Origin of the sequence: Photorhabdus noenieputensis, from assembly GCF_018448935.1 — a bacterium.
GTDB classification, from domain to species: Bacteria; Pseudomonadota; Gammaproteobacteria; order Enterobacterales; family Enterobacteriaceae; genus Photorhabdus; species Photorhabdus noenieputensis.
In genome coordinates this window covers 26,888-41,083 of the sequence record NZ_RCWC01000012.1, presented here as the reverse complement: position 1 = coordinate 41,083, position 14,196 = coordinate 26,888, and the positions used below count along the sequence as shown (strand labels likewise).

14 protein-coding genes are annotated in these 14,196 nt (G+C 38.4%); 10 read left to right on the top strand and 4 right to left on the bottom strand.

The features are described 5' to 3' along the window. Positions 1 to 44 precede the first annotated feature (44 nt). Together uvrC and uvrY are read right to left on the bottom strand one after the other, a co-directional pair. Positions 45 to 1,877, bottom strand: a complete 1,833-nt coding sequence (gene uvrC / locus EAE91_RS10395; RefSeq protein ID WP_214088439.1) for an excinuclease ABC subunit UvrC — start codon at positions 1,875 to 1,877, stop codon at positions 45 to 47. Continuing rightward, a complete protein-coding gene (gene uvrY / locus EAE91_RS10390) occupies positions 1,861 to 2,526 on the bottom strand; it encodes a UvrY/SirA/GacA family response regulator transcription factor (RefSeq protein WP_214088438.1) in 666 nt (221 codons plus the stop codon). The genes uvrC and uvrY overlap by 17 nt, the downstream gene beginning before the upstream one ends. A 434-nt stretch (positions 2,527 to 2,960) precedes the next feature. Here uvrY and EAE91_RS10385 point away from each other — a divergent pair, with 434 nt between their 5' ends. From EAE91_RS10385 to phoH, 10 genes are all read left to right on the top strand, one after another. After that, positions 2,961 to 3,185 (top strand): DUF2594 family protein, encoded by a 225-nt coding sequence (locus EAE91_RS10385; RefSeq protein WP_214088437.1) that lies wholly within the window; start codon positions 2,961 to 2,963, stop codon positions 3,183 to 3,185. 562 nt (positions 3,186 to 3,747) lie between these two features. Next, on the top strand, positions 3,748 to 4,176 hold the full coding sequence (locus EAE91_RS10380) for a universal stress protein (protein WP_214088436.1): 429 nt from the start codon (positions 3,748 to 3,750) through the stop codon (positions 4,174 to 4,176). Between the two features lie 154 nt (positions 4,177 to 4,330). Continuing rightward, on the top strand, positions 4,331 to 4,669 hold the full coding sequence (locus EAE91_RS10375) for a hypothetical protein (protein WP_214088435.1): 339 nt from the start codon (positions 4,331 to 4,333) through the stop codon (positions 4,667 to 4,669). 120 nt (positions 4,670 to 4,789) lie between these two features. Continuing rightward, positions 4,790 to 5,227, top strand: a complete 438-nt coding sequence (locus EAE91_RS10370) for a universal stress protein (protein WP_214088434.1) — start codon at positions 4,790 to 4,792, stop codon at positions 5,225 to 5,227. Between the two features lie 446 nt (positions 5,228 to 5,673). Further along, the gene (gene aqpZ, locus EAE91_RS10365; protein WP_214088433.1) at positions 5,674 to 6,369 is read left to right on the top strand and encodes an aquaporin Z; all 696 of its coding nucleotides are present in this window, start codon (positions 5,674 to 5,676) and stop codon (positions 6,367 to 6,369) included. Between the two features lie 391 nt (positions 6,370 to 6,760). Beyond that, positions 6,761 to 7,483, top strand: a complete 723-nt coding sequence (locus EAE91_RS10360; protein ID WP_214088432.1) for a phage tail protein — start codon at positions 6,761 to 6,763, stop codon at positions 7,481 to 7,483. 21 nt (positions 7,484 to 7,504) lie between these two features. Then, positions 7,505 to 8,131, top strand: a complete 627-nt coding sequence (locus EAE91_RS10355) for a tail fiber assembly protein (protein WP_214088431.1) — start codon at positions 7,505 to 7,507, stop codon at positions 8,129 to 8,131. Between the two features lie 237 nt (positions 8,132 to 8,368). After that, complete coding sequence (locus EAE91_RS10350) at positions 8,369 to 9,664, top strand: phage tail protein (protein ID WP_214088430.1); 1,296 nt, start codon at positions 8,369 to 8,371, stop codon at positions 9,662 to 9,664. A 363-nt stretch (positions 9,665 to 10,027) separates the two neighbouring features. Further along, a complete protein-coding gene (locus EAE91_RS10345) occupies positions 10,028 to 11,026 on the top strand; it encodes an endonuclease (RefSeq protein ID WP_214088429.1) in 999 nt (332 codons plus the stop codon). Between the two features lie 559 nt (positions 11,027 to 11,585). Then, positions 11,586 to 12,377 (top strand): phosphate starvation-inducible protein PhoH, encoded by a 792-nt coding sequence (gene phoH, locus EAE91_RS10340; protein ID WP_214053190.1) that lies wholly within the window; start codon positions 11,586 to 11,588, stop codon positions 12,375 to 12,377. A gap of 167 nt (positions 12,378 to 12,544) precedes the next feature. Here the strand turns inward: phoH and EAE91_RS10335 are convergent, their stop codons facing one another. After that, complete coding sequence (locus tag EAE91_RS10335) at positions 12,545 to 13,300, bottom strand: hypothetical protein (RefSeq protein ID WP_214088428.1); 756 nt, start codon at positions 13,298 to 13,300, stop codon at positions 12,545 to 12,547. 101 nt (positions 13,301 to 13,401) lie between these two features. Then, positions 13,402 to 14,139 carry a hypothetical protein gene (locus EAE91_RS10330; protein ID WP_214088427.1) on the bottom strand — a complete coding sequence of 246 codons (738 nt, stop codon included), beginning with the start codon at positions 14,137 to 14,139 and terminating at the stop codon, positions 13,402 to 13,404. Positions 14,140 to 14,196 lie beyond the last annotated feature (57 nt).

Here is a 14,196-nt window from a genome sequence, read left to right as displayed (position 1 = left end):
TATCTGGCTATAGTGGAATTTATAAGTATGGTGCATCAATGTACTTAGTGTTTCAATGCATTATAAATTTTTTCTGCTAATGCATAGGAAATAGTCGGTACTTTTGCGATCTCTTCGACACTTGCGTTGCGTAAAGGCTGCAAACCTCCCATGTATTTCAGTAACATTTGTCGGCGTTTGGGCCCAACGCCTTCAATAGATTCTAGTGTACTGGTGTTTCTAACTTTAGCTCTACGTTGGCGGTGCCCGGTTATTGCATGATTATGTGATTCGTCACGAATATGCTGAATCACATGCAGGGCAGGGGAGTCCGGCGGTAATGCGATACCTTTATCCTCCGTCGCGAAAAATAGTGTTTCAAGCCCGGCTTTGCGATCACTGCCTTTGGCAACACCTATCAATTGAGGGCGCGTTTTATCCCATTCAACATCAAGAGACTGAAAGACATCTATTGCCTGAGCTAATTGCCCTTTACCGCCATCGATGAAAATAATGTCAGGAATTTTTGACTCATCTAATGCTTTCCCATATCGACGGCGTAATACTTGATTCATGGCCGCGTAATCATCACCGGGAGTAATACCACTGATATTATAGCGCCGATATTCAGAACGTAGTGGGCCATTGCTATCAAAAACGACACAGGATGCAACGGTTTGTTCTCCCATAGTGTGGCTAATGTCAAAACATTCCATTCTCTGAATTTTTGCTAACTTAACTAATTCGGCGAGAGAGTCTAATCTTTGGTGAATAGTTGATTGTTGCGATAAGCGGGTAGTTAGTGCAGTTGTTGCATTTGTGCGAGCAAGTTTCAGATAACGGGCTTTGTCTCCACGGGGACGGGTTTGAATATGAATTTTTCGCCCGGATATTTCAGATAAAGAATCAGACAAAATGTCTTTCTCTGGCAGAGTAAAATCCAGCAAAATTTCTGAGGGCAAAGTCCGATTTTGGCTGCCCTGTAAATAAAATTGGCCAAGGAATGTTTGTACAATCTCATCAAGTTTTGTTCCAGTCGGGACTTTAGGGTAGTAACTCCGACTACCCAGTACTTTGCCCTGACGTATAAACAGTACGTGTAGACAAGCCATGCCCGCTTCAAAGGCAACACTAATAACATCCAGGTCATCGTCTGTTCCTGAAACAAATTGCCTTTCAGTGACCTGACGAACGGCCTGGATTTGATCACGGTATCTTGCTGCATCTTCAAATTTCAATTGCTGGCTAGCTTGTTCCATGCGGTTAATTAATCTGGTCAAAACTTGCTGATCTTTGCCTGAAAGGAACAGACGAATATAATCAACTTGTTGTTGATATTCGTCTTCACTTACCAATTCTTTAACGCAAGGCCCAAGGCAGCGGCCAATTTGATATTGCAGGCATGGCCGCGAGCGATTGCGGTAGACACTATCCTCACATTGCCGGATAGGGAAAAGTTTTTGCAGTAAGATTAATGATTCTCGTACTGCATGGGCGTTTGGAAATGGGCCGAAATATTCACCTTTAAAATGTTTAGCTCCCCGATGCATTGCCAGCCGAGGGTGTTTATCTGCGCTGAGGAAAATGTAAGGATAGGATTTATCATCTCGCAGTAAAACGTTATATCGGGGCTGATAAAGCTTAATGTAATTATGCTCCAGCAGCAGTGCTTCTGTTTCGGTATGCGTGACAGTAACATCTATTTGAACAATATTTTTAACCAGAGATTCGGTTTTACGACTGGTAACCTGTGCACGAAAGTAACTGGCAAGCCGCTTTTTTAAATCCTTGGCTTTACCGACATAAATAACCGTACCTGAGGTGTCATACATACGATAAACACCGGGCTGACTGGTTACTGTTTGTAAAAATGTTTTTGAATCAAATTGTTCCGTCACTATTTAATAGACTCTCTGTGTCGAATAGCCCATAACGTATTGCCATATGTGTTAATTCTACATCACCGCTGATATTTAGTTTACTAAACATCCGATAGCGATAGCTATTGACGGTTTTTGGGCTAAGATTAAGTTGTTCAGAGATATCACTCACCTTTTGTCCTTTCGTGATCATCAACATAATCTGTAATTCACGATCAGATAGACAACTTAATGGATTGTCTTTCTGTGGGCTAATCTGGCTAAGGGCCATCTGTTGAGCAATATCGGGGGCGATATAGCGTTGACCGGCATTAACCGCACGAATTGCATTAACCATGTCCTGAGGGGTCGAGGCTTTACTGAGATATCCTCTGGCACCAGCCTGCATCACCTTCATTGGCAAAGGATTTTCAGTATAGATAGTCAACATGATGACACGGACATCTGGACAGTAACGCAGGATTCTTTTTGTGGCCTCCAGGCCGCCAATACCTGGCATGCACATATCCATTAGCACGATATCTGCTTTATTAGCCCGGCACCACTTTATCGCATCTTCACCACAATTGGCTTCTCCTATCACTGTTATCCCTTTTACGTCATCAAGAATACGCTTTACACCAACTCTGATCAGCTCATGATCATCGACTAACAAAACATTTATCAAAAAAGTGTCTCCAACTGGCTCTATGCTCATACATGAGCTTCATTGATATTGCTTGTGTATTGAATTTGTTTCAGAAAAGTTAACTTCAACTGCCTATTTTTTGACTTTTAGTAAAGATTATATAAAACAATAGAATAGATAAATTATCCTAAAAGTTCATCAGGAATGTGAATATTATACTTATCTCTTCCAAAGACAAAAGAGAATTATTTTATGCGATAGCAAGTATTATTTATTTTCAACAAGAACACTCTGTATATTCTGATTATGATGAAATTAATAACTAAATAAATATTTATAAAATAAATGGTTTTAACAACAATTTAACGTCTTTTTGCGTAGATCTATTTGGAAAATGTATAAAAATAGGGGATGAATTATGTGGTATAATTATTATTTTCATAACGTAATTAATACGTAAACGGGTAACGACTATGAATAAAATTGATTTAATTCCTTCATCCGATTCTGAAACTCTGGCAACAGAGGTGACATGTTTGAAAGTTCTATTGGCTTCTATTCTTAAAACTATGGGGCAAGCTCATGCAGGAAAAGTTATACTGAATTTGGAACGTGTTATTGCAGAAATGGGAGATGAAAAACAGGCTAAGATATTTGAAAATACGGTTCAGCAAATCAAAGCGTTATATCGGCAGTGAGGTAGGTCTCAGGGGTTAATGTTATTGCCCCTGTATATCCCTCTTTTGCTACGGGTTGAAGTGAACAGTATTTATTTTCATAATGTTTTTTTGTAAAATATATTATTATGCGCATTAAATTAGTATAACTATATGAAACTAAAGATGTAATATAAACAAATTAAAAATGATATTAATTGTCCGGTTATAGAGAAAGGTGCGTTAAGGAGAATAATTTGTGAAAAATCTTTAAATTATAATTGTTATTTTATCGTTATATACAGAATGATATATTGAAAAAAGGTATCAATTAACTTTTTCTTTTGCAGATAAGTAATGTAATCGTCATTGATGACAAACAATAATAGATTCATTGTTATGATAATGATTGGTTTTTACTTTTATCAATGTTAATTCTATGTGAATGGTATGGGTAATATCTTTATATCGATATGAAATATAAGTGATTTTCTTGATTTTTATCATTGCGTCTATATAGTTGAATAACTCATAGTAATTAACAGGATATAGAGTATACTAAATGTAGTAGTCTGGTTTGGTATGTAAATATAGGAGCGTGCGTATGTACAAAACTATTTTAGTACCGGTAGATATTTCAGAAGATGAACTAACGAGTAAAGCTGTTAAGCATGCACTGTCTTTGGCAAAAAAAACAGGTGCGAAGCTCCATATTCTTCATGTACTGCCAATTTCATCAGCAATTGTTAATGCATATTCGTTGGGATATGATGAAATTAAGGATAAAGCGACAATTAAAGCCGAAGATGATTTAAAAACGCTGCTTGATACCATCGATTTTCCTGATGACAGGTTATCCTACTCCATTGCATTTGGGTCGCCAAGAGATGAAATAACAGCAGCAGCTACAGAAATTAATGCTGATCTTATTGTTATTGGGTCCAGAAGGCCCAATATTACAACGCACTTGCTAGGATCTAATGCATCTGGTGTTGTCAAATATTCGACAACATCTGTTTTGGTTATCAGATAAGGTGTAATGGGAGAGATTGGCTAGCCATCTTCGGATGGCTTGCTAGATATGTTTTGGTTAGCGCTGTGCTGCTCTATTTTTATTAAATTTGCTCTGACTTCATTTTCATTGAGATTGCATAAAGTTTCGTAGAATTGTTGAGGATGCAATAATTATGGAAAAATTTACTGATAAACTGATTCGTCTGGACCATTTTTTATGGCGGGTGGTACGTTTTTACCTTATTGCTGCAATATTTTTCTTTATTGGGATAATTCCGGGTATTCTGGGGTTCTACTTGATAGAAGGGCATACGTTTTCTGAATCTTTGTTGAACGCTTTATCTATGCTGGGGTCGCAGGGTTTAGATCCCGCTCCTGTTAGTTTATCCGGTAAATATTTTATTGCGATATATGGGGTGTTTTTGGAAAGTGTGTTCTTTATTACTTTGGGGCTTGTTGTAACCCCTTTTATTCATAGAATATTACATAAGTGGCATCTTGACTCTGAGTGATTAAAAATAGAGCTATATCGTAATTTATTTGATTTAGTTAAACAACTCACAACAAATAATGGAATATTTTATATACCTTATTGAAGTAGTTAGGTTTGGTATATAAATATAGGAGTGCGTATGTACAAAACGATTTTAGTACCGGTGGATATTTCAGAGGATGAATTGACCGATAAAGCGATTGCACATGCAGAGTATTTAGCGAAGTTATCTGATGCTAATATACATCTTTTCCATGCCGTTCCTGATATATCAAGATTTTCAATTAGTTATAGTTACCAGTATGACTTGCTTAACTCTTTTGCCAAGAAGTCTATTGCAAGATCAGAAGAGGAATTGGCAAAAGTGGCTGAGAAAATAGACTTGCCAAAAGAGCGAGTCTCTTTCTCTGTAGCCTTTGGATCACCGAGGGATAAAGTATTATCGACAGCAAATGAGATTAAAGCAGATTTAATTGTTGTTGGTTCCCGGCGACCTAATATTTCCACCCATTTATTAGGTTCAAACGCTTCAGGGATTGTCGGATATGCAAATATTTCAGTTTTGGTAGTTAGATGAATGACTTGTTAAGTAGTGAAAAAACCAGTTTTCACATAGTACTCATTGCTTAATATACCCTATGGATTTCAAGATGCATCGCGACGGCAAGGGAGCGCAGCCAACAAAGAGGCAACTTGAAAGATGACGGGTATAGATATTGTGTTATTCAATACTGACGTGATAATCCGGTGCAGGTATTTTGCATCGGATTTTCCTGTTGTTGAAGCAGAATATTGAACTTATTTTGGCGATAATTGATTTTAAGTTATCCATTTTTCACCGAAAAGTTGATCTGCGCAGGATAGATATTGCCTTAAATCCCGGTTTAAAGTGAATATCAAGCAAAGATGCCACAAGAATCAGCGACTTATACGGTTATAGTAAAAATAAGCATGATTTTAATTTATTGGCTATAGTTAATTTCAGCAAGGTAACTCGTTTTGAAAACTGGATGAGGACAAAACATGTTAAGAAAATTAGCAGCTGAATTGCTTGGAACTTTTGTTCTGGTTTTTGGGGGATGTGGTAGTGTTGTATTCTCTGCTGCATTTCCTGAATTAGGGATTGGTTTTGTCGGTGTATCTTTGGCATTTGGTTTAACAGTATTAACGATGATATATGCTGTTGGGCATATTTCTGGCGGGCATTTTAACCCCGCTGTAACAATTGGTCTTTGGGTTGGTGGTCGTTTCAGGGCAGTAGAAGTTATTCCTTATATTATTTCTCAAGTTATAGGTGGTATTCTTGCTGCGGCGGTACTGTATGTTATTGCCAGTGGGCAGGTGGGTTTTGATGCGACCACGAGCGGCTTTGCATCAAATGGTTTTGGTGAGCATTCACCGGGAGGATTCTCACTTCAATCCGCTATTGTAGCTGAAATTGTTTTAACGGCTATTTTCTTAATTGTCATTATTGGTGTGACAGATAGACGAGCACCTCCGGGTTTTGCACCATTAGCAATAGGTTTGGCGCTGGTTTTAATTAACTTGATTAGCATTCCTATTACCAACACATCAGTCAATCCGGCCCGAAGCACGGCTGTTGCTATATTCCAGAATACTTGGGCTTTAGAGCAGTTATGGTTTTTCTGGGTGATGCCAATTATTGGTGGGATTGTTGGAGGGGGAATTTACAGGCTATTCTTCGCTGAAAAACAATAATTTTTACTGGTGAGTTACCTTGCTTAAGACCGCGATATAGTGTGGTCTTTTTACTTTTCAATGAAAGAACTTTTTGTCACTATTATTTTTTCATTTGTTTTAATAAAGGTAGGAAATATTTTCATGAAAATTTGCAGTTATAAATGGCAAAGATAAGGTAAAAGATGATAAATGCAAATAAATCTGGGTGTATTTTATTGCAATGTATTGGAGTGTTGTATGATTTATTACTTTCAATTGTACAAAAATAATTAACCCTATAAGTTATAAAATAAATTTCATTATTCTTTTCCTGAACTAGACTATAATTATTGCCAATTGAGAGAGGCTGTTTTTACGACCATTTAATATATTGATTACTGAATAATATTATTGAATTTAAGAGGGGTGTATGAGCCAAATAAATGATTTTAAAGCTTTTTCTATTAGTGATAATGCTAATGTAGTCAGTCAAGAAAAGTATGAAGAAAGTCAGAATCTAAAAACGGGATTTCCACCTGAGAATGTTTCTACTCATGTATTAAATAAGGTATTACGCCAATCCTCAACAATATCATCTGTTGTGGCTAATTTTATTGCGACACAATCAGGTGAGGATGTTTTGGATGATGGTGATATAACTAAACTTACTGTGCGATTCAATAGGGCTTTAGATAAAGCTTTAGAGCAAAAAATTTCAGGTATTTCCAACATTCCTGTTGGCTCTCCTATTCCTTGGCCGTTACCCCATCCACCTTCCGGTTATTTCTCTTGTAATGGCTCTGCGTTTAGTCGATCACAGTACCCGAAATTAGCAGAAGCTTATCCTGACGGTAGATTACCCGATTTAAGGGGTGAGTTTATTCGTGGTTGGGATGATGGGCGTGGTGTTGATAGTGGCCGTGTTATTTTAAGCGCACAGGCTGACAATACAAAAAGAATACAACTTACGAAAGGACATTCACTGGATGGGAAATCTCTTTCTATTTATCAAGGTCCTGTAGATAGATACCAGTTCCCGCTGGGGCGTGATGTACTTGATAGCGCTACTGCTACATCAATTGCTAATAATACAGGTGGTCATGAAACCCGCCCCCGCAATATCGCATTTAACTATATCGTAAAAGCAGAATAATATCGTAAAGGTAGAGTAATAATGACACAAGAAAATATTTTAGATACTAAAACCGCTGTATTAGGTGAAGACGGATTAGCAATTCAAGCTGGCTGGATAAAAGTTTATCATGTTAATCCCTATTCGAGAGAATTCTCTGGCTCTGATTTAGAATATGTTGCGGAAGGAGTCGGTGTGTCAGCGCATTCTTATTTAGACGCACCAGATCTTCCCGATTCTGATGATATGGCTGTGCGTCGCAGTGAGGACGGAAGTTATTGGGAAATTGTCCCTGACCACCGTGGAAAAATAGCTTACAACACGCAAGCGGGTGCACAGGAAGAAGTGGCTGCACTGGGTGAATTACCAGAAACATTAACATTCGAGCAACCGTCCACCGATTTTGATCAATGGGATGGTGAAAAATGGGTAACGGACTTTGAAGCTCTAAAAGTCAGTCAAATTGAACAGGCAGAACAACAACGTGCTATTTTCCGTCGGCAAGCTGATGAGGCCATCACGGTATTGCAATATGCGGTTGAAACTGAAATGGCATCGGAAGCGGAAAAAACTTTATTGCTAGATTGGAAAAAGTATTTGGTATTACTGCGTCGGGTTGACGTTTCATCGGCACCAGATATTAATTGGCCGGAAAAGCCGCAAGAATAATACCATTAACGTCTTATAATCCTCAGATATTCACAAAGCACTGGTTTTTTAATCAGTGCTTTGATTAAAGAAATTCGTATAAAAGTCAATATAAAAATGAACTCTGGTTCGTAAAGTTGATTTGGTGATCGATTTTGAATTTATTTTCTTTAAAAGTGGAAGGTGATCAATAAGGATATTTTAAGATGTTGAATATTTTTGATTATAAATGAACATTATTTAATTTGGGGAAAGTATATGAGTAAAAATGATTTTAAAGCTTTTGCTATTGGTAATGGCGCTAATGTATCCAGTCAACAACTCTACGAAACAGATCCGAATTTACCGCGTGGGTTTCCAGACAGGCAGTATATTGATAATTACGTATTAAATAAGATATTTCGTCAAGCGACGACAATAACATCGGTTGTAGCTGATTTTATTGCGACACAAACTGGTGAGGATGTTTTAGATGATGGTAATGTAACTAAACTCACCGCGCAGTTAAATAAAGCTTTAGAACAGAAAGCGATAACAGGAATTCCCAATGCTTCATTAACACAAAAAGGTATTGTTCAACTTACCGATGTGATTGGTGATAGTGACTCATTGGCAGTGACGCAAAAGTTGATTAAGGAAATAGTTAATTCATTACTTGGAAATATTAATACCAGGGTACCTGATAGCCGGAAAATAAACGATAAGGCGTTGACTGGAGATATTAATTTGACTGCGGAGGATGTAGGCGCAGTATCAATTAATAATGCAATGCATTCAATGGGTTTTGCTCGTTTGTATGGATCGGAAAATCTATACGATGGTTGTGCCGGGTATGGGCCAGACTCGCCATTCCTCACTAAATATGGACTGCCAACTGATTGGTATGGAGTTCAATTAAGATTTAGTAATGTAAATGGCCTATCAAGTGAAGGCGTGGACGGGGTATGGAGTCACCGGCTGGTTTTTGCGCATGAAGGCAATACATATCGTACAGATAGCATAAATAGCGATAGTAAAAGACAAGTTACACGTAAGTTTTGGGACGATAAGAACGCTAAACCAGACGCCAACGGAAACCTCAAGGTAGCCTCCCCGGTAATAGAAATCTACCCTGATGGCACATTCTCGACTAATAACGAATCCGAAGGTGCAGAAGTGATAAAAGAGGGAACCGGCATATATCGTGTATTAAATATTTTGGGCTATAACGCTGATGGTGGTTGGGGTGTGCATGGGGGCATTTCCGTTCCTCGCGACAATAATAATCTCGAACTGATTTTTGTTGATGATCATGTTCAGCCTGACGGTTCTATTATCATTGAGACTTTCCATCGTCAACACGCGCATTTACCGGAGAGATTTCAAAATTGGCGGCTCAAATCTATTGATGACAATGGCAACAAGATCTTCTATCAAGATGGGGAGCATTGCGATATTCCCGATTTTTGCCGTTTAGATATTCGGGTCCAAATGCCAGAAGATTCACTCTGGAACTTGAAACGAAAGAAGTTACAGAAAGAAATGGAGAGTACCAGCGCTTCTGGTAATAAATGATTCTGGTAGTAAATTGTAGTAAGGCGGGGCCGTGTATCGGCCCTGTATCTTATTTTGACCTCAATATCGGGGCTGATGTTCAGCTCCATTCTCTATTTTTTCATGCCAGTGGTGAGTGATATAACCGTTCGTTTTTAAAGCATATGGTTTATATATCGATCTGATTATATCCAATTAATCATTCCACAATAGTGGGATAGCTGCCGTCTAGTGATATCTCAACCTGTTCATTGAGTAGCCTTTCTTTTTAAAAGAGATGCTAAGAAGAAATGCAAAGAAACAATATTTGTCTTATAGGTCGATTATGAGGCAACATAAAAGTGTAAAATCAGAATGATATTTTTGCATAAGTAGGGTTTATCATTGAAACGTAAAGTTATTTTTTGGGCAATTCATATTGGGTGTTTCAGCTTAATTGCTCCTTTATCTTCTTTTGCCGCGCCGTCTACCTTTGAACAAGCTAAAGTTGAATTGCGTAAACGCATTTACCATGATCAATTTAAGTCAGGGGAAGGGACATTTTATTGTGGTTGTCATTGGCAATGGACAGGTAAGAGCGGTGGACGCGCAATTCTTTCTTCGTGTGGTTATCAAGTCAGATCACAGCAGAATCGTGCTGAACGAATTGAATGGGAACATATTGTTCCTGCCTGGGTTTTTGGTCATCAGCGGCAATGTTGGCAAAATGGAGGAAGGAAAAATTGTGTCTCTTCCGATCCTGTTTTCAGGGCAATGGAGTCTGATATGCATAATTTAGCTCCATCAATTGGTGAGGTTAATGGCGATCGTAGTAATTTCAATTATGGAATGTTACCGAAAAATATGTCGAATGATTATGGCCATTGTTCCAGTAAAGTCGATTTTAAATCTCGCACGTTCGAACCTAGAAATGAAGTAAAAGGACAGGTCGCTCGGATAAATTTTTATATGCACGATCGTTACAATCTTTCCATGTCCCGTCAACAACAGCAATTATTTATCGCTTGGGATCGTCAATATCCACCGAGTAAATGGGAGCGGGAGAGAGATAATCGAATTGCTAGTATTATGGGGCATCATAACCCTTTTGTTACCGGTGAACAGAAATGGCAATTGTGGCATAAAAACTCCGCTGCGGGCATTCCCAAAACCGAGCAGAGAAAAGGGCAGAGAAATAGTCAAACAGATATCCAGAGACAACGGGTGTTACCTGATGCATCCTCCACAGGATTAATTAAAGGGAATAACAACAGCAAAATCTATCATTTTTCTCATTGTTCAGGTTATAAGGTGATGCAAGAGAAGAACGCGGTCTATTTTAAAACAGAAACGGAAGCAAAAAATGCGGGTTTTCGATTGGCTGGAAACTGTAAGGGTACTTAACAAAACAGATAATTAACTATTTGCTCTGTTGTCATCAATAATAATATTGTTGCCATTTGGTGGAGAAGAGTACTTTCAGATAGTAACTTCTTTGCCGGATGGTAACTGAATGTATCAATACCAATAGTAGCCAAATCAATAATGGCTACTATGATGTTAAGTCATTAGCTTAGATTAATGAATACTTATCATTGTAAATATTAAGTCATATTATTCAATGAATTAAATTTCTCGCAAAGTTAAATAAGCGATATTGTCGATTATTTTTAATCGAGAGTTCCTGGCTTGTTTGCTATAACTTAGAAATTGTCATTATACTGTCATAATGATTCGTTAGTTTTCATTAGATAGAAATAATGGTGAGTGATGTTAATGATTGATATTCCGATGATATGCGAACCTGTGGGAATATCAGAGTCATTAATATATGTGACGATTCTACCACCGTTTTTCTATGGGGCTAAATAAGCGGAAAAGAGGCACCTATCTATTTGAATGTAGTTATTGTATCGGTGATATGACACCGGATAGGTGAAAACAACGATAAGGTGATACTGCTATGAGTAGACAGAAAGCAGTGATTAAATCACGTCGAGAGGCAAAACGGATAATGAAAAGGGATTTGCGTCATCATCAATGTTATCAGGATGATAATGTGACCTCTCTGGTACAACTCGGTGGCGTAGAAGCCATTGGTATGGCACGTGATAACCGGGATACTTCGGAAATTTTGCCACGGACTGAAACGCAATGGCGTTATATGCGAGCAATAAACTATAAAAAACTGATTATTGCCAGTGGGGAGGCGGGCTGTGGTAAAACGTTTATCAGTGCGGCAATGGCCGCGGATGCGTTGATAAATAAGGAAATTGATAGGATCATTGTCACCCGGCCTGTATTACAGGCGGATGAAGATCTCGGCTTTTTGCCCGGAGATATGGCTGAAAAATTTGCCCCTTATTTCCGACCGGTTTATGACGTTTTATTAAAACGCATGGGAGCATCATTTCTGCAATATTGCTTACGGCCTGAAATTGGCAAAGTGGAAATTGCTCCTTTTGCCTATATGCGGGGTAGAACATTTGAAAATGCATTTGTGATTCTGGATGAAGCCCAGAATGTCACTGTTAATCAAATGAAAATGTTTCTGACCCGGCTTGGGGAAAATGTTACGGTGATTGTAAATGGTGATATAAGTCAATGCGATTTGCCGGTTGGCGTCGTATCAGGATTACGTGATGCACTGGAAAGATTTTCAGATGATGAAATCGTCAGTGTTATCCATTTTAATCAAGAGGATTGCGTTCGTTCTCAACTGTGCCAGAAAACGTTATTGGCTTATTGTGAATAAATTGCGGAAATACGCCGTTGAGGGCTTTTACAAGAGCGCCTCACGGCGTGACCCTTAGTATATTCTCTGATTATTCGGTATATTTTAAATCTCTGATCTTCAGCCAGTTTCCTTTTTTATTTTTGCTGAGTGACGGCCAATGATTTTTACTGGAAACTCTGATAACGCTACTTTATTTTCCAGTAATCAATAGAATCTCTGTCTAAATCAACTCTGCCATCAGGATATTCAACTCTTGAAGGTTCTTTACCTGGTGGGATAATAATTTTAGGCATTTTGGTTTCATCTAACTTAGGTTTATAGGTAATTTTCCACTCCGCTCCTGGCGTTAACATAAACCTGAATGGACGCATTGCTTTCTCACCTCGCAAATATATTCTTTTTGGAAATTTGTTAACTATTTCCAAAACAGGATAAATAACTGGGTGGTAATCTATAACATTCAATGTTGCAGTTTCGTTAAGATATGTCCGAACCGCATCGTTAATAAATGCAGTTAAACCTGTTCCTTCCGCGCCTTCATCCTGAACCGCATCTTTTACCAAATGGCTGACATCGGTATAACCTACCGTCACAGAAGCTTGATTGATTTTCCATTTACACCATCCTCCACCATTGAAAGGCAATTTCGCCTGAAAGTAACCAGTTTGCGGATCAGCTTTTACATCCAAATCCAACCCATAATAAGTCGGCACTTGATAAGGCGACATACCTGCATCAAGCTGATATCTAAGACAGTCTTTTGAGATATACTGCGCGGACACATACGGTTTTGTATATTTCGGCGCGACACCTTCCACCGTAATCAACTGTTTCTTCTCGTCAGGTGAAAAAGGAAAAAGCCAGTTAAAAAAGGTATCGCCAAACGCCCAGTAAATAAAATAGAGAAATAATAAGGACAGCGTTATTTTCAATGTTTTCATACGGACAGTTCCTGTTTATCACAGTAATGCTGTAAGGCCAGTTCCCCTTGTTCTTCCTGAGGACTGACGGCCAATGATTTTTACTGGAAACTCTGATAACGCTACTTTATTTTCCAGTAGTCTATTGTGTGGCGATGGAGGTCAATTCTTCCATTAGGATATTCAACCCATTCGCCTTTTCCATTAGTGACAGTAATTTTTGGCATTTTTGTTTCATCCAGCTTAGGTTTAAAGGTGATTTTCCACTCCGCTCCTGGAATTAATTTCAGCCAAAAAGGAAATAAAGCCACCTCCCCCTGTAAGGAAATTCCGTTTGGATATCCCTCGACCACGTTTAAAATAGGGTAAATAACCGGTCTGTAATCTATAGTATTCAATGTGCCAGAATAATTTGTTTGCGCTGCGTCATTAATAAAGGCAGCTAATCCTGTTCCCGAAGAAGGCACAGCATCTTTTACCAGATGACTAACATCGGCATACCCCACTGCCACAAATGCTTGGTTGATTTTCCATTTACACCAACCTCCACCACTAAAAGGTAATTTTGTCTGAAAATAACCGGTTTTTGGATCAGCCTTCACATCCAGACTCAATCCGTTATAGGTCGGTACCTTATGAGGTGTCATAGCTGCACTAAACTCATACTCAAGACAATCTTTTGAGATATATTCTGCCGACACATACGGTTTTGTATATTTCGGCATAACGCCCTCTACCGTGATCCACGGTCCCTTTCCATCAGACGAAAAGGGAAATAGCCAGTTAAAAAAGGTGTCGCCAAACGCCCAGTAAATAAAATAGAGAAATAATAAGGACAGCGTTATCTTCAATATTTTCATACGGACAGTTCCTTTTAATAACAGTATTCTCATGTTGGCATTTAGATAAACTGGTAA

Bases quoted from the DNA above. Each gene is read 5' to 3' on its own strand.
- EAE91_RS10385 (WP_214088437.1), top strand. From the start codon at position 2,961: ATGAATAAAATTGATTTAATTCCTTCATCCGATTCTGAAACTCTGGCA.
- EAE91_RS10380 (WP_214088436.1), top strand. From the start codon at position 3,748: ATGTACAAAACTATTTTAGTACCGGTAGATATTTCAGAAGATGAACTA.
- EAE91_RS10375 (WP_214088435.1), top strand. From the start codon at position 4,331: ATGGAAAAATTTACTGATAAACTGATTCGTCTGGACCATTTTTTATGG.
- EAE91_RS10370 (WP_214088434.1), top strand. From the start codon at position 4,790: ATGTACAAAACGATTTTAGTACCGGTGGATATTTCAGAGGATGAATTG.
- aqpZ (WP_214088433.1), top strand. From the start codon at position 5,674: ATGTTAAGAAAATTAGCAGCTGAATTGCTTGGAACTTTTGTTCTGGTT.
- EAE91_RS10360 (WP_214088432.1), top strand. From the start codon at position 6,761: ATGAGCCAAATAAATGATTTTAAAGCTTTTTCTATTAGTGATAATGCT.
- EAE91_RS10355 (WP_214088431.1), top strand. From the start codon at position 7,505: ATGACACAAGAAAATATTTTAGATACTAAAACCGCTGTATTAGGTGAA.
- EAE91_RS10350 (WP_214088430.1), top strand. From the start codon at position 8,369: ATGAGTAAAAATGATTTTAAAGCTTTTGCTATTGGTAATGGCGCTAAT.
- phoH (WP_214053190.1), top strand. From the start codon at position 11,586: ATGAGTAGACAGAAAGCAGTGATTAAATCACGTCGAGAGGCAAAACGG.
- EAE91_RS10335 (WP_214088428.1), bottom strand. From the start codon at position 13,300: ATGAAAACATTGAAAATAACGCTGTCCTTATTATTTCTCTATTTTATT.
- EAE91_RS10330 (WP_214088427.1), bottom strand. From the start codon at position 14,139: ATGAAAATATTGAAGATAACGCTGTCCTTATTATTTCTCTATTTTATT.